This window comes from Hyphomonas sp. UBA4494 (assembly GCF_002388935.1).
GTDB lineage: Bacteria > Pseudomonadota > Alphaproteobacteria > Caulobacterales > Hyphomonadaceae > Hyphomonas.
The window spans coordinates 1-19,418 of sequence record NZ_DGNK01000036.1 but is presented as its reverse complement, the minus strand read 5'-3'; the positions used below and the strand labels follow the sequence as shown (position 1 = coordinate 19,418).

Genomic DNA, 19,418 nt, shown 5'->3' with positions numbered 1-19,418 from the left:
TCAAATGATCGGCATGAACGTAAGACACCCATCGGGCATTTCCGGCACGGTAGACGCCACTGTTGTCCATGCGGATGGCAGGGCGTTTGCACGCGTGGATGACCATTGGTTGCCGGTGGATGAGCTGGCGTAATGCGGCGGTACGTTCCAAGGCCAAGGCTGGCCTATTACGAGGCCGACGCGACCGACTATCTGGCGCGGACTGTGTACGAGCGTGACACGTCTCCTATGCCAACCGGTCTGTATGACGGCGCCGGCAACGAGCTATTCGCAGTCGAGGAAATAGACCCGGTGGGGTTTGTGAGGTTTGAGTGAAAGCAGGCCGCCCATCCAAGTTCAAGCCCGCGTATTCCAAGATGCTGATAGATCATCTTGCTGATGGTGCATCGATATCGTCTTTCGCCGCTGAGATCGGCGTTGCGCGTTCGACTGTCCATAAATGGGCTGAGGGCAACGAGGAATTTTCGGACGCCCTAAAGATCGGCAAGGCCAAATGCGCGGCATGGTGGGAGAAGCAGCTTCGAGTCATCGCGCAGACAGGCGGAGCCCCTGGTGCTGCTACGGCGGTTATCTTCGGCCTGAAGAACATGGCGTCCGACGATTGGCGCGACAAGCAGTCTCACGAGCACACAGGCAAGGACGGAGGTCCGATTGAGCACCGGACCCTTGCAGACTTCTACGCCGACATTAAACCCGGTTCTACGTGATTTTTGGCTGACGCCGGCTCGCATCCGGCTTCTGTACGGCGGGCGGTCGAGTTCGAAGTCATGGGATGCGGCGGGCTTCGCGGTTTATCTGGCGTCAACGTGCCGCATTCGTGTTCTGTGCGCCCGGCAGTTCCAGAACAAGATTGCCGAGTCTGTCTACACGCTGCTCAAGATACAGATCGAGCGGTTCGGACTGCATGACGAGTTCACAATCCTGCGGGATTCCATCGTTCACAACAAGACCGGCTCGGAGTTCATCTTCTACGGCCTTTGGCGGCACATTGATGAGATCAAATCGCTGGAAGGCATCGATATATGCTGGATCGAGGAAGCCCACAACCTCACCAAGGAACAGTGGGAGATTCTGGAACCGACGCTACGCAATGAGGCGTCGCAGTTCTGGATTATCTTCAATCCGCGTCTTGCCACTGATTTCGTCTATCGCAAGTTTGTCGCGGAGGGTGGCTCTGGAACGGTAGCGGGCAAGATCACCGGCGAGGCGGGGGGCGTCATCCGCCGCAAGATCAACTACGACGAAAACCCGTTCCTGTCGTCTACCATTATCCAGGTCATTGAACGCAAGAAGGCCGAAGACGAAGAAGAATACCGCCACATATACCTTGGCGAGCCGCGTGAAGATGACGATGCGGTTATCATCAAGCGCTCGTGGATCAAGGCGGCTATCGACGCGCACAAGCGCCTTGGCATTGTACCATCGGGTCGCAAGCGCATCGGCTTCGACGTGGCAGACAGCGGCGAGGACAAGAACGCCAGTGTTTACGCACATGGCATCGTGGCGTTGGCCGTCGATGAATGGAAAGGCCGCGAGGACGAATTGCTCAAGTCGGCATCTCGTGTCCATGCCATGGCCGTCCAGCACTGCGCAGAGATCGATTACGACAGCATCGGGGTAGGGGCCTTTTCCGGCGCGCACTTCAAGGCNNCTGAATGAGGAAAAGAAATCACGGGTCGAGTACCATCGTTTCAACGCGGGTGGCGAGGTATTGAATAAGGCGGACAGGATTGACGCCAACGACCCGAACTCGCCGCTCAATGGCGATTTCTATGCCAACCTCAAGGCGCAGGCCTGGTGGGAAGTAGGCAAGCGGTTCCGCAACACGTTCAACGCGGTCAACGGGCGGGCCGGCGATCTGAATGACGGCGACCTGATTTCCATCTCGTCGGAATGCGAACATCTGGACGCCTTGATAGACGAACTCGCTACACCGCGCCGCGATTTTGACAATAGGGGCAAAGCCAAGGTCGAGAGCAAGAAGGATTTGGAGAAGCGGGACATCCCGTCTCCAAACAAGGCCGACGCCTTCATCATGGCGTTTGCGCCGCGCTCTCGGTCCGACGCCACGCCTCTTTTCGGCACATATGGATCGTCTCAATGAGCCAAGCGAAAACATCGCCTGACACCACGTCGAGCGACTACGACGCCATGTCAGGCTATTGGGCCATGGTGGGCGATATCCTCGACGGGTCGAAGGCCATGCGCGAGGCAAAGAGCGGGCCGGATAACCCGTATCTGCCGAAATACCCGAATGAGACGCGGGCGGATTACACCTATCGCGTTGCGAACGCGAAGTTCACCAACATCTATCGCGACATAGCCGAAACGCTGGCCGCAAAGCCGTTCCAGCGTGAAATGGCCGTTGTTGAAGATGGTGGCAAGGAGTTCGAGGATTTCCAAGAGGACGTGGACGGGGCGGGCAATCACCTGCACGTCTTTGCGCAGAACACGTTCTTTGCCGGCATCAATAACGCTCTCGACTGGATCATGGTGGATTACGTCAAGGTCCGCCCCGGCACGACGCTGGCAGATGAGCGCAGGCTGAATGCGCGTCCCTATTGGGTGCATGTCCCGGCGCCCCGAGTTCTGGCGGTCTATTCGGCAAGGATCGGCGCCAAGGAGGAACTGGTTCATATCCGCATCGCTGAAAGCGGCACGTCGCGGGATGGGTTCGGCGAGGTCGTTGTAAGCCGCGTGCGGGTCTACAACCGCGAGCCTGTTCTGGACGATGACGGAAATGTGGTGGATTACGCGCCTGCCACGTTCACGGTCTATGAGCATGTGGAGAAGACCACATCGGCCGGCGCGAAGTCGAGTTCCTGGGAAATCGTTGACGAGGGCGTGATTTCCATTGGCATCATTCCGATGGTCCCGTTCATCGCCGGTCGGCGCAAGGAAGGCTCGTGGCGTTTCGTTCCGCCGCTTCAGGACGTGGCCTATTTGCAGGTCGAGCATTTCCAGCAGGAAACCGCGCTCAAGTACGCCAAGGAACTGACCGCGTTCCCGATGCTGGCAGGCAACGGCGTGTCGCCTCAGAAGGGCGACGATGGAAAGCCGGTCGCTGTTCCCATCGGGCCGAAATCGGTCCTTTACGCGCCGCCGAACGGCGAGGGCGATCATGGCGAATGGAAATTCATCGAGCCCACCGCCGCGTCGCTGAAATTCCTCGCCGAGGAAATCGACACGACGGAACAGCAATTGCGTGAGCTGGGCCGCCAGCCTCTTACGGCGCAGACCGGCAATCTCACGGTCGTTACCACGGCCTTTGCCGGCGACAAGGCCAATAGCGTCATCCAGGCATGGGCGATCAACCTCAAGGACGCGCTGGAAAACGCTTTTCACATCACGGCCATGTGGATGAATCGTTCGGATGGTCCTTCCGTTAAGCTGGACCCGGATTTCGATATTGGCCTGTCCGACGAGAAGGACACCGACGCGCTGTTGAAGCTGCGTGACATCGGTGACATTTCGGCCGAAACGCTTGGCAATGAGTTCAAGCGCCGTGGCATTCTCTCGGCGGAGTATGACTACGAGACAGAGCAAAAGCGCATTCAGGACGAAATGCCGGAGGGCGAAGACGAGGCGGATATTCAGGCCGCTTCGACGCCTGACGATGTGGAGGATGACGAAGAGGATATCGCGGCGTGAGGCGGTCAATCTGGATCGGATTTGACCCGAGAGAAGCCGACGCTTTCGCTGTGGCTCGTCAGTCGGTCAGGAAGCGGTTGAACACGCCTATTCCGATCCGTGGCCTTGTCATGTCCGATCTTCGTAGGAAGGGCCTCTATTCACGGCCTACGAGCATCAGGGACGGGCGTCTGTGGGATGACATATCCGATGCACCCATGAGCACTGAATTTGCGTGCTCGCGCTTCCTTGTCCCGCATTTGGCAATGACCGGCTGGGCCTTGTTCATGGATGCCGACATGCTGGCCCGGACCAATGTCGAACGCCTGTTTGAGCAGTGCCGGGATAGCAAGGCCGTCATGGTGGTAAAGCATCGTCACGAGCCTGTGGAAGGCGTGAAAATGGACGGGCAATTGCAGACCGTCTATGCGAGAAAGAACTGGTCGAGCGTCATGGCGTTCAACGTCGATCATCCGGCCAATAGATCCTTGACGGTCGAGATGGTCAACACGGTTCCGGGCCGCGATCTTCACCGCTTTTGCTGGCTGGAAGACAAGCATATCGGCGAACTGGATGCGTCGTGGAACTATCTCGTAGGTCACACCGACCCCGAGATTGAGCCGGACATTGTGCACTTCACCGATGGCGTCCCTTCGATGCCTGGGTATGAAAACAGCGAATACGCCGACGAATGGCGCGCCGAACTGGAAGCATGGGCGCGTTGAAGTTCCTCGCCGTTACGACCTTCAATGCGAGGGGAAGACAGGCATACGGCGAAAGGATGATGGAAAGCGTCCATCGCCATTGGCCGGATGGGGCAGGGTTCCGGGTCTATTCGGAGGGATGGACCAATATCGACACAAGATTCGCGGTCTATGATCTTCTCGAAGCCTCCCCTTGGCTGGCTGGTTTCAAGGCGCGCCACAAGGACAGGCCGACGACCAATTACCGGATGGATGCGGTCAGGTTCGCCCATAAGGTCGCTGCGATCTGCCACGCCGCAAGAGGGCGCACGCGATATCTGATCTGGATCGATGGTGACACGTTCACCCACTCCAGAATGACGCTGGCAGACCTCGAAAGCCTCGCGCCGGCAGATGACCAATGGATTTCATGGCTGGATCGCAAGGCCATGTATCCCGAATGCGGTTTCATGGTCTTCAACTGCCGTCATCCTCGTCATATGGAGATGATAGACCGGCTTGAAGCGATGTATGCCAACGATGAACTGTTCGCCCTGCCGGAATGGCATGACAGTTACGTCATAGAGCAGGTGGTGAAACAGTCAGGTATCGGCGCCAAGTCGCTATCCGGCGATGCGAGGCATACAAGCCACCCGCTGGTCAACGGCCCTCTTGGCCAATGGCTGGACCACATGAAGGGCAAGCGGAAAGCGGCGGGCCGGTCTCACAAGCGCGATCTGGTCAAGCCGCGCAAGGAAGCGTACTGGTCGTGAAGGTACTCGATCATCCGTTGCTGGAAAAGCAGCGAAACACGTTCGATCTGGATAACATCCGGGCCTACGCGCTGCGGGTGCGAAAGCATCTGAGTTCGGGCGATCATATCCTCGATATCGGGTGCGGCTTCGGGTATGTCGATCTGGCAATAGCCGAACTGGTCGAGGCCCGGTTTACGCTGGTTGATTTGACCGGCAACGGCCATGCCAAGGGCTATTCGGCTGAGGGTTTCGCCCACAACGATCTTTCCATCACGCGGGAAGTCGTTTCGGAGATCGACGCGACGGTGATCGACGCGCGGCACGACAAATGGCCGTCCAGTGCCGACGTGGTGATGTCCACCCTTTCATGGGGCTGGCACTATCCATTGTCGGTCTATCTGGAGCGCGTCAGGGCGATGAAGCCACGGATTATCATTGCGGACCTTCGCGAGCCGGCGAAAATCAGCGGTTATGCAGAGATAGACGGTTTCACGATCAATCGCAAAGAGCGCACCACGGTGTTTCGGAGAGACGCTTGAGGTATCAGGAGACGTGGATAAAGGGATGCCCGACCGGTGAGGCGTTCCAGCGCGAATGTGCATCCCGGTATGAGCCGATAAAGGCTGTCCTAGGCGAATACAAGCGTCCGTTTTCGGTCTTCGACTTCGGCGCCAATATGGGTTACTTCACATTCCGGATTGCCGAGGATTTCCCGCAAGCCACTGTAATCGCAGTGGATAATCGGACGGAATTGCCGGAACTCGCAAGGGTAAACGGGCTGAATAACGTCATCGTCATTCCAAAGCGGATGGATGGCGGCGATCTTGAGCGCTTGGCGCGGTGCGAGGCGTTCGACGTGGTTTTGGCGCTTAACGTCCTGCACCACATGCCCGATTGGCGGCGCGCATTTAAGGCGTTCGCCGGCCTTGCACACAAGGTCATCGTGGAAACGCCAGGGGAAGGCGATGCCGGCGCGCTCAAGCGCGGGGATCATGGCGCTATCCGATCCAGTGTCAGTGCGGCAGGCGATGAAATCCATCGGTCCAAGGCCCACACCACGAAAGGGGCTGAGCGGATCATGTACCGCATTGCCGGGTCCGCACAGAAGCAATTGAGGGCGCAAACCCTTGACGCTGACAAGCGCGGCGCGCCGGCGATGGGCGAGGTTGTCGTCACGAGAGACGATGATGAGGCCCGGATATCCTTCGCGAGTCGTGAAGAACGCGAGTTCGTCACGGGCATGAACGCATGGAACGCTCATCTGCTCGGTGCGAAATGGCCGGCAGACATCAAGGCCCGCATTCGTCGCGAGGTCGAGCGGCTGGACCAAGCCGGCCAGTGGCATGACGATTTGAGGCCGTGGAATTTCGTGCTGTCCGGTGATCGTGCCGTAGCGATCGATATCGGCAACAAGGCGTGGCGCAAGGAACCGGAACAAGGCGGGCTGGATAAATGTCTGGCGATGCTCGATTGAGGCGATGTCTTGTGCTCGGATCGGCCGCATGTCTTTGGGCTGATATCGAGGCGGCTCTTTCGGTAGGCGAATATGACGCCGTAATTGCCGCAAAACAGGCCGGCATTGTGTGGCCGGGCGAGCTATACGGGTGGGTATCGCTGCATCCCGACTGGATGATGGACTATCGCAAGCAGCGCCGTGACCATGGGTATCCCGAGCCGTGTGAGGTCGTTGCCAACCAGATGATGCCGGGCATTGACCGGGCAATCGAATACAAATGGCCGGGACAGACCAGAAGCGGCGCGTCGGGCGGCGTGGCGATCAAATACGCCATTGATGAGGGGTTTGAGCGCATCGTTGCGTGCGGCATTCCCATGTCGGCGGAAATCGGTCGCATTGACGGCCGGCCGCGATGGACATCGGCGAGCACGTATCAAGGCCCGTTTCGCGCGGCCCTGCCGTTCATGAAAGACAAGGTGCGGTCTGTCAGTGGATGGACCCGCAAGGAACTCGGCGCGCCGACGCCGGAATGGCTCAACTCGTAGCCAATCGAAATCGGCATCAAACGGGCTCGGCAAGGGTGATCCTTCCGGGCCTTTCTTATTGGGTCGGGACGGCCCGCAACAATCCGGGATGGATGCAAAATGGCACTAAAGGCAATCGTTGAAAAGCTTGACGATGTGAATGAGGCCCATCGCGACGTATACCGCGAAGGGACGGCAGATGAAGGGCTGGAAGGCAAGTTTGTTCTGGCCGTCGAAGGGGCGGGCGGATATGCGCTTGAGAATGTCGAGGGGCTGAAATCCGCCCTAGGCAAAGAGCGCAGCACACGTGAGCGTCTTGAGCGCGATGTGGTGAAGTTCAAGGACCTGGACCCGGACAAGGCGCGGCAGGCCCTCGCCGAACTGGAAGAGTTGAAAGCGCTCGATCCCAGCAAGGAAGCCGACAAGATCGCCAATAGCAAGGTCGAGGCGGCGAAAGCCCAGCTTCTCGAAAAGCATAAGGGCGAATTGACCGCCAAGGAAGAACGTATCGGCCATCTTTCGCGGACCGTCGAAAGCCTTCTGGTCGATCAGGTCGCGACGACTGCATTGGCAGAGGCCAAAGGATCAGTGAAGCTTCTCCTGCCCCATGTCCGCGCCCATACGCGCGTCAAGGAGATGGACGGCAAATTCACCGTGGAAGTTGTGGATCAGGAAGGCAATGCCCGCATTGCGGACGCCAAGGGCACGCCGATGGCCATCAAGGATTTGATCGCCGAAATGAAAGCGTCCGAAGAATTTGGCCGCGCGTTCGATGCTTCCGGGCAGTCCGGTAGCGGCATGACGCCGGGCGGCGGCGGCAAAGGAACCTCTGCCAAGAAGGGCAGTTTCACCGGCTCCAAGGAAGACCGAGTAGCCGCCATTAGCAGCATGTTCCCCGATCTGGCCAAGGCCGGATAGGCGAAAACAAATGCGCCGTTGTCTCGGGATGAGAGACGGCCAACCGGGCGGGAAGCCCACTGACGAAAAACCCCGAGACAACGCAAAGGAAAACCAATGTCTCTCTCTCAGATGCAGGTGTTCAACAAATATGTGATGCCGGCGGCTATCGAAACGCTGGCACAGATGGTTGACAAGTTCAACGCGGCTTCCGGTGGCGCTATCCGCCTCACCACGGCCGGCTTCGAAGGCGACTTCTTCCAGGAATCGTTCTTCGCCGCGATCCATTCGGCTCAGCGCCGTGTTGATCGTTATGCGACCAACGAAACCCAGGCCGCAACGGACCTGACCCAGCTCAAGCATTCGGCGGTGAAGATCGCTGGCGGCTTTGGCCCGGTCCGCTATGAGCCGTCTCAGATGACGTGGCTCGATAAGCCCACGACTGAGGGCATCGAGGTTGCATCGCGCAACCTGGCGGAAGCGCTGATGAAGGACCAGCTCGATACCGCGATCCTTGCGCTGGTTACGGCCATCGAGAACCAGGCCGACGCGACCTATGACGCCTCGACTGCCGTATCCCCGGCCGGTGGCATCAGCTACGGCAACATCAACAAGGCCCATGCCAAATTCGGCGATCACTCTAATTCGCTGATTACTCAGGTCATGACCGGTTCGGTGTTCCACAAACTGCTTGGCCAGAACCTGACCAACGCCAACCGCCTGTTCCAGGCGCGTAACGTGCAGATCGTGGACATTCTTGGCCGCCTCGTCGTGGTCACCGATGCCCCGGCGCTGTACGAAACCGTATCGCCCGGCAACGACCTTGAAAAGGTACTGTCGCTGGCCGACGCTGCGGCGACGGTCTTCGATGGCGGGGATGTCATCTCCAATATCGAGACTTCCAACGGCAAGGACCGCATCGAAACCACGCTCCAGGTCGATTACACCTTCGGGCTTTCGCTCAAGGGCTATACCTGGGACGACCAGAACGGCGGCAAGTCGCCGGACGACGCCGACCTTGCCACGGCGGCGTATTGGGACAAGGTGGCGACCAGCATCAAGCACACCGCTGGCGTCATCACTGTCGGTGATGCGACCGTCGATTAATGACGAATGGTGGGGCGGTCTTCGGGCCGCCCTTCCTCTTTTCGGAGAAGAACATGAAGCCTCGCGACGAGATCATCTATACCAGTCAGAAGACGGGTCTTGAAAAGGGGCGTCGATACGGCAACCCGCGCTTTTTCGGCGGCAAGCCGTGTTCCGGAATTACGAAGTGCATCGTGGTCGGTAATTGGCCGGAAGTCGTAGCGGCCTATCGCGCAGCCGGGATCGAGGTCGAGATTGTCAAGCAGGAGCGGGCCAAAGGCAACCTTATGGCGCCGGCAAAGTCGCTTCCGCGTGAGCCGGCCAAGGTGGATATCCCCGCCGATTATCGCGAGCGGGATTGGAACGAAATCCGCAAGATGGCGGGGGAAGTAAGCCCGGTTCCCGCGATCAATCGCGAACAGGCCGTTGCCACCATCGAGGCGGAATTGGAACGCCGTGGCGACGAGTATCCATCCGATGACGAACTACGTGCTGCCATCGAAGAAAAGACCGGCAAGCGGCCTCATTGGAAGGCCAGGCGCGAAACCCTGATCGAGCAGTTCAAAGCGGCTGGGGAATAATCATGGCCTTGACTGTCGAGGATGGCACCGGGCTCGCGGACGCGGATTCGTTCGTGTCCGTAGCCACTGCCGACGCCTATCACGACGCGCGTGGCAATACGGCGTGGGCGTCGTCTTCTTCGCCTGTTGGGGAGGACAAAGAGCAGGCGCTAAGGCGCGCCTCATATTTCCTGTCCAATTCGTATGCATGGCAGGGTTATCCCGTCAACGGCCGCTCTCAGGCCCTTGCGTGGCCGCGTACCGGCGTGACCGATGCCGAGGATTACGCTGTCCCGTCTACGTCGGTTCCTCGCGAGATCGCCGATGCGACATGCGAGATTGCGTTGCGTGAGTTGGTTTCGCCCGGCGCGATGAACCCTGACGTTACCCTTTCCGCGCAGGTCAAGCGTGAGAAGGTGGACGTGCTTGAGGTCGAATATTCCAACGCCTTCACCGATGCCGATGCGTCCCGGCCCATTCTGCTGATCGTGCGTGACATGATCGGTGGACTGTTGAAAGCCGGCTCCAGTAATTCACTGGTTGGCGAGGCCGTCCGCTGGTGACTGGTTTCGATTATGCCAATTCACGCGCAACGGCAGAGCGCCTTCTGGCGCGGTTCGGCCAGGTCGGGGCTATTGAGCGCGTCACGCCGGGCGGCGGTCCTGCGCACAATCCCGGGCCGTCCACTACCACGTCCTATCCCGCCACCCTCGTCGCGCTGGATTACTCGGATCGCGAGCGCGACGGGACATTGATCCAGACCGGCGATCGCAAGGTGCTGATTTCCACGGCGGGCCTTTCCATCACACCGACCTCTGCGGACAGGATCGTCATTCAAGGATCGCGGTTCGAAATCGTTAATCTCAATCCCCTTGATCCGGCCGGAACGGTCGTGATGTGGCAAGTCCAGGTTCGTCAGTGACACGCAAAACCATTGAGACACTTCTGGATGATTGGGAGCCCATCATCCGGGATGCGTTTCTGGCAGCGATAGACGAAATCCGCGACAAGGCCGAGATCGGCCGCATTGTGCGCCTTCTGGAACGGGGCGATATCGAGGCAGCGCTTAATGCCATCCATCTTGACCCTGCCGCGTTTCGCGAGTTCGAGGAAAGCATTCGCCGGTCCCTGATCGCCAGCGGATCGAACACAGCGGAAGGAATTACGCGCGGCGCAAATGGTCAACGTCTGGTCATTCGCTTCAATGCCCGCAATCTTGGCGCAGAAAGGTGGCTCAGTGAGCATTCGTCCACGCTGGTGTCCCGGATCATTGCGGACCAGCGTGAGGCCGTCCGCGAGGCTCTACGGGCCGGTATGGAAAAAGGCGACAACCCGCGCCGCGTGGCGCTCGATATCGTCGGTCGCGTAAACCGCAAGACGGGTCGCAGGGAGGGCGGCATTGTCGGACTGACCAGGCAACAGGAACGGTTTGTTCAAAACGCTCGGGACGAATTGTCGGACCCGGCGAAAATGTCCAACTATCTGACGCGCGCGCGTCGTGACAAGCGCTTTGACCGCACCATCGCGAAGGCCATGCGCGAAGGTAAGCCGCTCGACAGGGGCACGATAGACAAGATCGTAGGCCGCTACAAGGACGGGCTTCTAAAGCTGCGCGGCGACACGATAGGCCGCACCGAGGCATTGGCTTCCCTGCATCAAGGCCAGATGGAAGCGTTCCGGCAGGCCGTGGCATCGGGGCAGATCAGGGCGCAAGACGTTCGCAGGACATGGAAGACGGCCGGCGATCTTCGCGTGCGGCATTCGCACCGTCGTTTGAACGGCGATACGGTCGGTCTGGAGCAGCGTTTCGACAACGGTCTGCTGTATCCCGGCGAACCGGGCGCGCCGGTCAGTGAGACGGCCAATTGCCGGTGTTGGCTGGATATCAGAGTAGACTTCCTTGCCAATGTGAGGTGATCGATGGCGCAACAGAATTTCAGCGCCACGGTCGATCAATGGGTGCGCGAGACGAAAGAGCGGATGGAAGCGGTCTTCAAGGAGAGTGCGCAACGCGTCATTAGCGACATGCAGGAGCCGGTTGGGGCTGGCGGCAATATGCCGGTCGATACGGGGTTTTTGCGGGCGTCCTTGAGGGCAAGCGTCAACGAGCCAAGCATGTCCTTCACGTTTCGTCCCGACGAGGGCGGGGCGTACAGGTACGAGGCGACACAGGTGGCCTTGACGATTGCCGGTGCTGATCTTGGCGATACGATCTACGCCGTCTATTCGGCCAACTACGCGCATCATGTCGAATATGGGGCACAAGGACGGGCGCCACGGGCATTCGTGAGGCTAGCGGCGCAGAAGTGGCCTCAGATCGTCAATCAGGTGGCTTTGGAGGCTCGTTCGCGCTGATAAGCGCGATCATGTAGATGATCAGCGCGCCCCTTGATGCTTTTAAGGCCGTGTCGCCGGCCGTGGTTTCGCCCGTCTCATTGAACAGGTCAAACGCCATCCTGTGCAGGATGTCCACGACCTCATCATCTGTGAGCGGCGCTTTTGTCATGAAGGACGGACACTAACATCATGGCAACAGCGATTGAAGCGCAAATCCCCGACGCGTTGATGACACGGCTCGGGACGCTGCCGGTATCGCCGGCGCTTTCGGTTGCCTATCCGGGTCGAGAGTTCACCCCGCCCGACGGCGAGTACCTCGAAGCGGCGTTCCTGCCGAACCGGAATGTCAGTCTGTTTCTGAAGGGTGCGAACTCTACGCAATACCAAGGCCTGTTCCAGGTCACGGTTGTGTGGAGCCTAGATGATAGCGGCATCATCCCGGCGCAAGAGGTGGCGGGACAAATAGTCGATCATTTCGACAAGGGCACGCTGCTTTCCGCGACCGGATTCTACGTCCGCATCCCCGAAAGACCATCCATAGGCCCGCCTATTCAAGAACGTCACCGATTGCGAGTGCCGGTGACAATTCCATACCTCGCATTCGCATAACGAGCCCCGCCACCGAGCGGGGTTTTTCTTTGTCAAAGGGAAACCCCTGATGTCCGAAGACAACATCACGACAGCCTTGGAATGGCGGTTCTATATCGGCACGACTGCCGCCGCTGCCAACCAGTCTCAGTTCGAAGCCGACAGCTATACCGAAGTCGATCCGGTCGAGGACATGGGCGAGTTCGGCGACCAGTTTGAAGACGTGACGTTTACGCCACTGAAATCCGGTCGAGTGACGCACTTGAAGGGCGCGAAGGACGGTAATGTCATTTCGCTGGTGGTCGGTCGCGATCCCCTCGACGCCGGCCAGCAGGCCCTTGATGCGGCCCACGCCACCAAGTTCACGTACAACGTCAAGGTCGTGGCGGCCGATGCGCAGAACGCGAATTACACCGACTCGGTGTTCTATTTCCGCGCCAAGGTGATGTCCAAGCGTCACAATGTCGGTAATGCGTCGAACGTGGTTCGCAATACCTACATGATCGGCATCAACTCCGACATTCTCGAAATCCCGTCCGAATTCGTGACCTCGCCGTAAGGATATCAGCATGGATATTTCCAGCTTTTCGGGGCTTGCCAAATCCTTCGATGACGGGATGGAGGTGGAAATCCTCCACCCCGTCACAGGCAAGCCTACGGGCCTTAGCGTTCGGGTCGCGTCGTACCAGTCCGAGCGCGTGAAGGCGGCCCAGCGTCGTATGGCCAACGCGGCCTTGCGCGATCAGAAGCGCAACCCCAAGAAAACCGCCACGGTCGAGGAAATCGAGGAAAAGACCACGGATATCATCGTTGCGGCGGTGCTGTCATGGGAGGGATTCGAGAAGGACGGAAAGCCGCTCGAATGCACGCCTGAAAACGTGCGCATGGTGGTCGAAAACCCAGACCTGTGGTTCATCGCCGAGCAGATCGACAAGGCGGCTGATGACCAGTTGGCTTTTATGAAAGCCTCGCGCAAGAGCTGACCGCTTTTGCCGAGGCTACGTTCAAGAAGTCACGCCAAAGACCGCCCCTGCCGGATGAAGCGGCCCACATTTGGGAATGGTACGTCGATATCTCCGCTTCGCTCGGCATGGGTGCCGGGTTCTATCAGGAAATCCTCGCCTATTGCCAATTGACCGGGGCCGAAATCGGCTCGTGGGAAATGCAGATGCTTCGGCTTCTGTACGGGCTCCACAACGCGGCCAATGCTCAAGAGCAGGACAAGCCGCAAAAGGCATCCGGTAGGGATGTAATCGGAATGCTACGCGGCATGTCTCGCAAGATGAAGGACGGCAAGAATGGTTGATATTGCTCGTCTTGGCCTTGCCGTTGAAAGCCGCCCTGTAACGGAAGGCACCCGAGAGCTTGACCGGTTCTCGGGTGCGGCTGATCGGGCTCAGAAGTCCGCCAATGGTTTCTCTAATGCTACGACCGGCGCGGCCCGATCCGCACGTGCCGCGACGGGCGCTACGTCCGGCAACACTGGTGCTGTTTCGGTCAACACCGCGAAGGTGAATGCAAACACGGTTGCGGTCAAGGCAAATGCCGGTGCATTGCAGGCACAGGCCGCTGCGGCGAACCGCGCCGCGTTCCAGCAAAAAATGCTGATGTTCCAGTTGAACGATATCGGCGTTTCGCTGGCGTCCGGCATGAACCCGCTGATGGTTCTTGTCCAGCAGGGCTCGCAAATCCAGCAGGTCTATGCTGGCGAGGGTGGCGTCAATAGAGCGCTCAAGGAAACCGGCGCGATGGTGGGGCGCGCTCTTGGCCGCTTCCCGCTCTTGACCGGCGCAATTGCAGCGGCGTCCATAGCCGTTGCTGGTATGACATACGAGATTAATCAATCGTCCAGTGTCACGGTTGGTTTTGGCCATACGGCGCTTGCCGTTTTCCAGGTCCTTCGGGATGGTATTTTCAATATCCTGCGACCAGCAATTGACGCTATCGCGCCGTGGTTCGCCGCAGCATGGAGCCTTGTGATCGACGGCACAAAGGTTGTCGGCAACGCCATTATTAATAGCTTCCACGCCGCATTCGTGGACGTGGTGACGCTGTGGAAGACGTTCCCGGACATCATCAAGGCTGCCCTGATGGGCGCGGCGAATGCCGCAATCGCCGCGACAGAATTTATGGTCAACGGCGCGATACGTATTCTTAACCGGCTTTCCGAACAGGTGAATAGCCTGTTGTCGAACATCCCCGGCTTGCCCGAAGACCTGCGACTTGGGTCCATCGGTGAGATTACCATAGGCCGCTACAACAATGGCGCGGCAGACCGTGTTTCGGATTCGCTTGCTCAAAGGAACTCGCGAATTGCCGGCATCATGGGTAGTGACCCGCTCGGGCAGTTCTTCGATGCGGTGAAGGTCCGCGCGGTCAAAAACGCGCTGGATGAAACCGGAGAAGCGGCTAAGGGCGCGGCGAAAAAAGCGAAGGACCCGTGGAAGGGGCTGCGCAAATCCACTGATGACACCATCAAGAAACTGACTGAGGCGCGCGAAACGCTTGGGCGCGGCTTCGCCAGCATCATGGAAGGGCTGATCAACAAAACCCTGACATGGAAAGACGCACTGCTACAGGTCGGGCAAACCCTGCTCAAGTACTTCAATGAGATGAACATCGCGCGCGGCGGGGCAGGCCTGTTCGGCGGCGGGTTTCTGCAAGGGCTCCTTGGTGGGCTTCTAGGGTTCGCAGGCGGTGGTTATACCGGCCATGGCGGGAAATACGAGCCTGCCGGGGTGGTCCATCGTGGCGAGTATGTGTTTTCGAAAGCCGCGACGGCTCGCATCGGTGTCGGCAATCTGGACCGCGTTCATCGCGGTGCCAAGGGCTATTCCGAGGGCGGGCTTGTCTCGGCATTCCAGCGCATTCAGGCCCCGGCCAACACCAATAGCGTGACAATCGGCGACACCAACATTGTCGTGCAAGGCAACATGGATCGCGACACGCTGCCGGAAGTCCGCCAGATGCTGGACAAGCATCGCAAGCAGACCAAGACCGAAATCATGAAAGCGATCCGCGATCAGCGGTTGCGCAATACGGGGGCGCGTTAATGGCAAGACTTCTGCCGATACCCCCCGGTTTGGATGATTATCTGGTCGGGTGGGAGCCTCTTTCCGGGCCGCGCACGGTAAGCGGGAAGCCGGCGCAGGAAATGACGATTGGCGGCGGCATCCAAAGCCTGTCTTCTCCGTTCGGTGCGTGGCGATTCCGACTTCTCTATGGTCCGCTTGATGGTGGTATGGAACGCGCCTTTCGCGGCTGGACCACGGCCATGCATGGCGGCGCGAACGCGACACGCTTGCCCTTTCTGGACCCGGCCAAGATGACCTTTGCCGAGGCCGGTGCCAATCTCACCTATGGCGATATTTACGGCGGTCTGACGTGGAGCAACGGTCAAAGTTGGTCGAATGGCGTCAACTGGCAACAGTCTCTGCCTATCCTTCACCCCGCTTCCGCAGCCGCGAAGGACGATAGCACATTCAGCCTACCGGATGAGTTCTGGGGCTATTCCGCAGGCTGGGGCACGTTCGTCGGTTTCCTCCCGTTCCACTTCGGAATGTACATGATCACGGAGGAACAAGGAAGCGGCGTCTATCGCATCTGGCCGCCGCTAAGGAAGGCGATCACCACTTCGGATTATTGCACGCTGGACCCGGTTCTTGCTGTCCGTTTGGAGAGCGAGGAAGCCGTTACAATGACGCGCAACGGCGTGTTTCTTGAGGGCATAGCGATAACGGTTGTCGAGGTCTTCGACTACGACGTTCGCACGGATTTTACGGACTGACGATGGCCAACCTGTTTTCGTCCGCCGACCGTGCGCAGCTCAGCAAGCCCCATATCGGTCAATCCATCCATGTCGATCTGGACCATCCGACGCTTGGAACATTGCGCTTCCACGGCGGTGTGGGGACCGTCACGGTGCAAGGGGAAGATTGGAAGGGCGTATCATCGCCGGATGGCCGTCAAATGGTGCAGGTCGGGCAAATCCAGGATCAGCGCCTTGGCACAGCGGTCGCAGTCGAGATCGCGATTTCAGGTGCGAATGCCGAGTTCATGGCCGAAATCAAATCAACGGCCCGTTCATTGGAGGGCAGGGCTGCGAACGTCTATTTCGCACTGTTCGATACCGAGACGCAATCCATCCTTTTGTGGAAGCGCGTCATGGCCGGGTTCATGAGAGCGCCGACGCTTTTGTGGGAGGGCATCGGCACGCGCGTCATCCAGTTGACCATCGAGGGCGAGGACCAGGCCAAGAACTTCTCTACCGCCGAAAAATGGTCGCCGGCCGGCATTCGCAAGCGTTTCGGTGCGGACGTGAAGGGCCTCGACTTTATGGGCGTGGACATTAAGGAAATCCGCAAGTGAAGCGCCGCGACCTGTTCATGTCCTTCATCGAGGAATGGCAGGACAAGGAAAGCGTATGGGGCGTCTCGGACTGTTCGGCATGGCCTGCGCTTTGGGTCGAAGTTGCAACGGGGCAGAAAGTCCCTCTGCCGGCCTACGAGACGCGCGGCGAGGCGGCGAGGCTCATTGCCAAGGCGGGCGGGCTTGTCGCGCTGTGGCGGGCCGCTCTGGCCGAAACGCGGGCCTACGAAATCGATATCGAAGACGTGTCGTGCGGCGATGTCGGCATTCTGGATATGTCGGACTGCCAGCGTGGCATCATCTTCGCAAATCACCAATTCGGATACGTGAAGGCGGAAACCGGCATAGCCGTTGCCCCCGCCATGCGTGTCGCGGCTGTCTGGCGAATTTAGTCCATGCTCAAAAAACTGCTTTTGGCTGGCGCTTCGCTGCTGGCCATGACGGTCCATGCCTGGGCCGATCCGATATCGCTCGGATCGCTCATCATCACCGGATTCCTGAATACCGGCCTTGGCGCGCTGTTGCCAACGGTTTCGGCCGCGACAATCGGGTCTACCGTTCTTGCCGCCGCATCGATTGGTGCGGGCCTTCTGTCATCTGCTCTTGGCCGGCGTAAACTGCCGCGTCCCGGCGATCAGAAATCCACCATTCGGGCCGAAGAAGTCAGTGAGTACAACGGCATTGGCCGGGCCGAAGCGCCGACTGTGCTTTTTTACGGCAATTCTAACGGCAAGTTCATTTATCGCCTTTTCGGCCATGTGCGCGGCGAGATCGATTACGTCGAAGGCTATTACATCAACGGCCAAGAGGTCGTGGTTCATACGGACGGGAAAGTCCTTACGCCTCCCTTCGGCGACCCGCCGACATTTGGGGAGGACGGAGGTGCCGGTGGGATTAACACTCGCGTCACCCTGAAAGAAAAAGACGGCTCGGATAGCGATACGGCATGGTCGGATTTGACCGCAGCCTTCCCTACACTCTGGACCGCCAATCACACGGTTCCCGGCATTGCGCAAACGCTGATGATCATCAGTTCGCCGGGCATCGCCGATGACCCGGAGGAATACCAGAAGCTGTTTTCCAACGGGCCCGAGCTTGAACTTATCAAGCTCATGCGAATGCCGCCTGTCTACGACCCGCGAAAGGACAGCACCAATGGCGGGTCCGGCTCACAGCGGTTTATTGACAAATCCACATGGGAATGGACACAGAATGGCATCCTGAATGCCGTGGCGGTGGATGCGCGTCTCTATGGTCGAGCGCAGGCCGATTACGACTGGACACTGATTGCATCGGAGGCAACCCGCGCCGAAGTCGCTGTCACGGTTCCGGGAGGGACGGAACAGCGCAGTAGAGCCGGTGGTGTATGGGCCGCTGAGGGCGCGCGTGGCGATATCCTGATTGACCTGCTCGACAGCATCGGAGCGCAGCGCAGGAAGTCGGCCGACGATAAATATTGGTTCCAGCTTATTGATGATGCGCCGGCAGCGGAAATCGCATTCACCGACGCCGATATCTACTCGGTTTCGTGGAAGCCCGGCCCCGATGCGGTCGAGCGTCCGAACATCGTCAATCTCAAATATTACTCGTCGGAGCGGCGCTACAAGATCGCGGAAATCCCGCTGCATGAAATCTCGGGTGGGTCTTATTCCGGCGCCGACTGGTCGCGAAATGAAGACGAGATAGACGCATATGGCGAGAAGGCATTGGACCTTGAATTGGGTCTATGCCCTTCGGCCTATCAGGCTCAAAGGATTGGCCGGCGTAAGTTCGCGATGGAGCGTGCAGACGTTGGCGAGATCGTCACCAATATGTCCGGCTGGGCGGCGTGGGGCCTGCTTTATGCAGACATCACGATAGGCGGCATTGCGCAGCGGTGTGAGATCGGTGCGCCGGTGGCGAATAGCGAAGCGGGCAAGGTTACGATCCCGTTCAAGGTCATCCCGACACTGAGCGCAATGACGGCGGGGGACTATGCCGATCCGTCGCCGGAGGTTCCGCCGATCCCGATCAACTCGGAGATCGCAACACCGGGCGCGCCGACAGAAGCTTTGCAGATCACATACCCCGATGCCTCGAAAGAGGTCCGCGTTGGTTTTTCGACGGTAAGCGGCGCGGATCGCTATGCGCCGATCATGCGCGAGTACACGGCTTATCCCAATAAGCCTGAAAAATGGCAGGTGATGAACTGCTATCCGGGCTCGACCATAGGGTGGCTTGCGGAAGACCTTGCGGGCGATCCGCTCGATTTTCGCTACATGGCGTACAACAGCGGTAGCGGCGAGGCATCGGATTACGGCGCGGCCTTGGAGATAGACGACACTCCCGGCCTTGGTGTCGATAACACGGCCTGCGGCCCGGCAACGACTTCCAACATCGTTTATGTCGCGGAAACCCCGAGCTTTTCGTTCGATATCGAGGTTCCGGAATTGCGGGCCGCATACGTGCAGGTCGAACGCTCGAACACGGGTTCCGGTGGATGGACCCAGCAGGGGTCGGACATCAAGGTTCGTCCCGGCCAGATCTACAATTTC

General features: G+C 59.0%; 25 protein-coding genes and 2 pseudogenes. 26 read left to right on the top strand and 1 reads right to left on the bottom strand.

Going from position 1 to position 19,418, the window contains the following annotated elements; genetic code table 11:
• Positions 1-132: 132 nt before the first annotated feature.
• From B2P82_RS14325 to B2P82_RS14245, 16 genes and pseudogenes are all read left to right on the top strand, one after another.
• A complete protein-coding gene (locus tag B2P82_RS14325; RefSeq protein ID WP_290497653.1) occupies positions 133-315 on the top strand; it encodes a hypothetical protein in 183 nt (60 codons plus the stop codon).
• Positions 312-707: a hypothetical protein gene (locus B2P82_RS14320; RefSeq protein ID WP_290497652.1), complete on the top strand. Its 396-nt coding sequence runs from the start codon at positions 312-314 to the stop codon at positions 705-707. The genes B2P82_RS14325 and B2P82_RS14320 overlap by 4 nt, the downstream gene beginning before the upstream one ends.
• Positions 667-2,104, top strand: a pseudogene (locus B2P82_RS14315) (PBSX family phage terminase large subunit). The gene B2P82_RS14320 and the pseudogene B2P82_RS14315 overlap by 41 nt, the downstream one beginning before the upstream one ends.
• Entirely contained in the window at positions 2,101-3,651 is a 1,551-nt protein-coding gene (locus B2P82_RS14305; RefSeq protein ID WP_290497647.1) for a DUF4055 domain-containing protein, read from the top strand. The pseudogene B2P82_RS14315 and the gene B2P82_RS14305 overlap by 4 nt, the downstream one beginning before the upstream one ends.
• A 197-nt stretch (positions 3,652-3,848) precedes the next feature.
• Positions 3,849-4,355, top strand: coding sequence for a hypothetical protein (locus tag B2P82_RS14300; protein ID WP_290497646.1), 507 nt, complete (start codon positions 3,849-3,851; stop codon positions 4,353-4,355).
• A complete protein-coding gene (locus B2P82_RS14295; RefSeq protein WP_290497645.1) occupies positions 4,343-5,086 on the top strand; it encodes a hypothetical protein in 744 nt (247 codons plus the stop codon). The genes B2P82_RS14300 and B2P82_RS14295 overlap by 13 nt, the downstream gene beginning before the upstream one ends.
• Complete coding sequence (locus B2P82_RS14290) at positions 5,083-5,607, top strand: class I SAM-dependent methyltransferase (protein WP_290497643.1); 525 nt, start codon at positions 5,083-5,085, stop codon at positions 5,605-5,607. The genes B2P82_RS14295 and B2P82_RS14290 overlap by 4 nt, the downstream gene beginning before the upstream one ends.
• A complete protein-coding gene (locus tag B2P82_RS14285; protein ID WP_290497642.1) occupies positions 5,604-6,542 on the top strand; it encodes a methyltransferase in 939 nt (312 codons plus the stop codon). Before B2P82_RS14290 ends, B2P82_RS14285 begins: the two co-directional genes overlap by 4 nt.
• Entirely contained in the window at positions 6,521-7,069 is a 549-nt protein-coding gene (locus B2P82_RS14280; protein WP_290497641.1) for a hypothetical protein, read from the top strand. The genes B2P82_RS14285 and B2P82_RS14280 overlap by 22 nt, the downstream gene beginning before the upstream one ends.
• A 99-nt stretch (positions 7,070-7,168) precedes the next feature.
• On the top strand, positions 7,169-7,966 hold the full coding sequence (locus tag B2P82_RS14275; protein WP_290497640.1) for a hypothetical protein: 798 nt from the start codon (positions 7,169-7,171) through the stop codon (positions 7,964-7,966).
• A 96-nt stretch (positions 7,967-8,062) separates the two neighbouring features.
• The gene (locus B2P82_RS14270) at positions 8,063-9,052 is read left to right on the top strand and encodes a major capsid protein (protein ID WP_290497638.1); all 990 of its coding nucleotides are present in this window, start codon (positions 8,063-8,065) and stop codon (positions 9,050-9,052) included.
• Between the two features lie 53 nt (positions 9,053-9,105).
• Positions 9,106-9,612: a hypothetical protein gene (locus tag B2P82_RS14265; RefSeq protein ID WP_290497636.1), complete on the top strand. Its 507-nt coding sequence runs from the start codon at positions 9,106-9,108 to the stop codon at positions 9,610-9,612.
• Between the two features lie 2 nt (positions 9,613-9,614).
• The gene (locus B2P82_RS14260; RefSeq protein WP_290497634.1) at positions 9,615-10,154 is read left to right on the top strand and encodes a DnaT-like ssDNA-binding protein; all 540 of its coding nucleotides are present in this window, start codon (positions 9,615-9,617) and stop codon (positions 10,152-10,154) included.
• Complete coding sequence (locus B2P82_RS14255; RefSeq protein ID WP_290497632.1) at positions 10,151-10,513, top strand: hypothetical protein; 363 nt, start codon at positions 10,151-10,153, stop codon at positions 10,511-10,513. The genes B2P82_RS14260 and B2P82_RS14255 overlap by 4 nt, the downstream gene beginning before the upstream one ends.
• A complete protein-coding gene (locus B2P82_RS14250) occupies positions 10,510-11,508 on the top strand; it encodes a phage minor head protein (RefSeq protein ID WP_290497630.1) in 999 nt (332 codons plus the stop codon). The genes B2P82_RS14255 and B2P82_RS14250 overlap by 4 nt, the downstream gene beginning before the upstream one ends.
• A 3-nt stretch (positions 11,509-11,511) precedes the next feature.
• Positions 11,512-11,946: a hypothetical protein gene (locus tag B2P82_RS14245; protein ID WP_290497628.1), complete on the top strand. Its 435-nt coding sequence runs from the start codon at positions 11,512-11,514 to the stop codon at positions 11,944-11,946.
• On the opposite strand, the gene B2P82_RS14240 is transcribed toward B2P82_RS14245, so the two are convergent.
• Positions 11,912-12,097, bottom strand: a complete 186-nt coding sequence (locus B2P82_RS14240) for a hypothetical protein (RefSeq protein ID WP_290497626.1) — start codon at positions 12,095-12,097, stop codon at positions 11,912-11,914. The two genes, B2P82_RS14245 and B2P82_RS14240, sit on opposite strands and share 35 nt — an antisense overlap.
• A 20-nt stretch (positions 12,098-12,117) precedes the next feature.
• Here B2P82_RS14240 and B2P82_RS14235 point away from each other — a divergent pair, with 20 nt between their 5' ends.
• From B2P82_RS14235 to B2P82_RS14195, 10 genes and pseudogenes are all read left to right on the top strand, one after another.
• Complete coding sequence (locus B2P82_RS14235; RefSeq protein ID WP_290497624.1) at positions 12,118-12,537, top strand: DUF4128 domain-containing protein; 420 nt, start codon at positions 12,118-12,120, stop codon at positions 12,535-12,537.
• 49 nt (positions 12,538-12,586) lie between these two features.
• Complete coding sequence (locus tag B2P82_RS14230; protein WP_290497622.1) at positions 12,587-13,075, top strand: hypothetical protein; 489 nt, start codon at positions 12,587-12,589, stop codon at positions 13,073-13,075.
• A gap of 10 nt (positions 13,076-13,085) precedes the next feature.
• A complete protein-coding gene (locus B2P82_RS14225) occupies positions 13,086-13,499 on the top strand; it encodes a hypothetical protein (protein ID WP_290497620.1) in 414 nt (137 codons plus the stop codon).
• Positions 13,496-13,675: pseudogene (locus B2P82_RS17100) on the top strand (phage tail assembly chaperone); the annotation flags it as partial. The gene B2P82_RS14225 and the pseudogene B2P82_RS17100, both read left to right, overlap by 4 nt.
• A 9-nt stretch (positions 13,676-13,684) precedes the next feature.
• Entirely contained in the window at positions 13,685-13,822 is a 138-nt protein-coding gene (locus tag B2P82_RS14220) for a hypothetical protein (RefSeq protein WP_290497619.1), read from the top strand.
• Complete coding sequence (locus B2P82_RS14215) at positions 13,815-15,569, top strand: phage tail length tape measure family protein (RefSeq protein ID WP_290497618.1); 1,755 nt, start codon at positions 13,815-13,817, stop codon at positions 15,567-15,569. The genes B2P82_RS14220 and B2P82_RS14215 overlap by 8 nt, the downstream gene beginning before the upstream one ends.
• The gene (locus B2P82_RS14210) at positions 15,569-16,303 is read left to right on the top strand and encodes a hypothetical protein (RefSeq protein WP_290497616.1); all 735 of its coding nucleotides are present in this window, start codon (positions 15,569-15,571) and stop codon (positions 16,301-16,303) included. The genes B2P82_RS14215 and B2P82_RS14210 overlap by 1 nt, the downstream gene beginning before the upstream one ends.
• Before the next feature lie 2 nt (positions 16,304-16,305).
• Positions 16,306-16,884: a hypothetical protein gene (locus tag B2P82_RS14205; RefSeq protein WP_290497614.1), complete on the top strand. Its 579-nt coding sequence runs from the start codon at positions 16,306-16,308 to the stop codon at positions 16,882-16,884.
• Positions 16,881-17,276, top strand: coding sequence for a DUF6950 family protein (locus B2P82_RS14200; RefSeq protein ID WP_290497612.1), 396 nt, complete (start codon positions 16,881-16,883; stop codon positions 17,274-17,276). The genes B2P82_RS14205 and B2P82_RS14200 overlap by 4 nt, the downstream gene beginning before the upstream one ends.
• A gap of 3 nt (positions 17,277-17,279) precedes the next feature.
• Positions 17,280-19,418: hypothetical protein (locus B2P82_RS14195; protein ID WP_290497610.1), on the top strand; the 2,139-nt coding region annotated here is incomplete at its 3' end.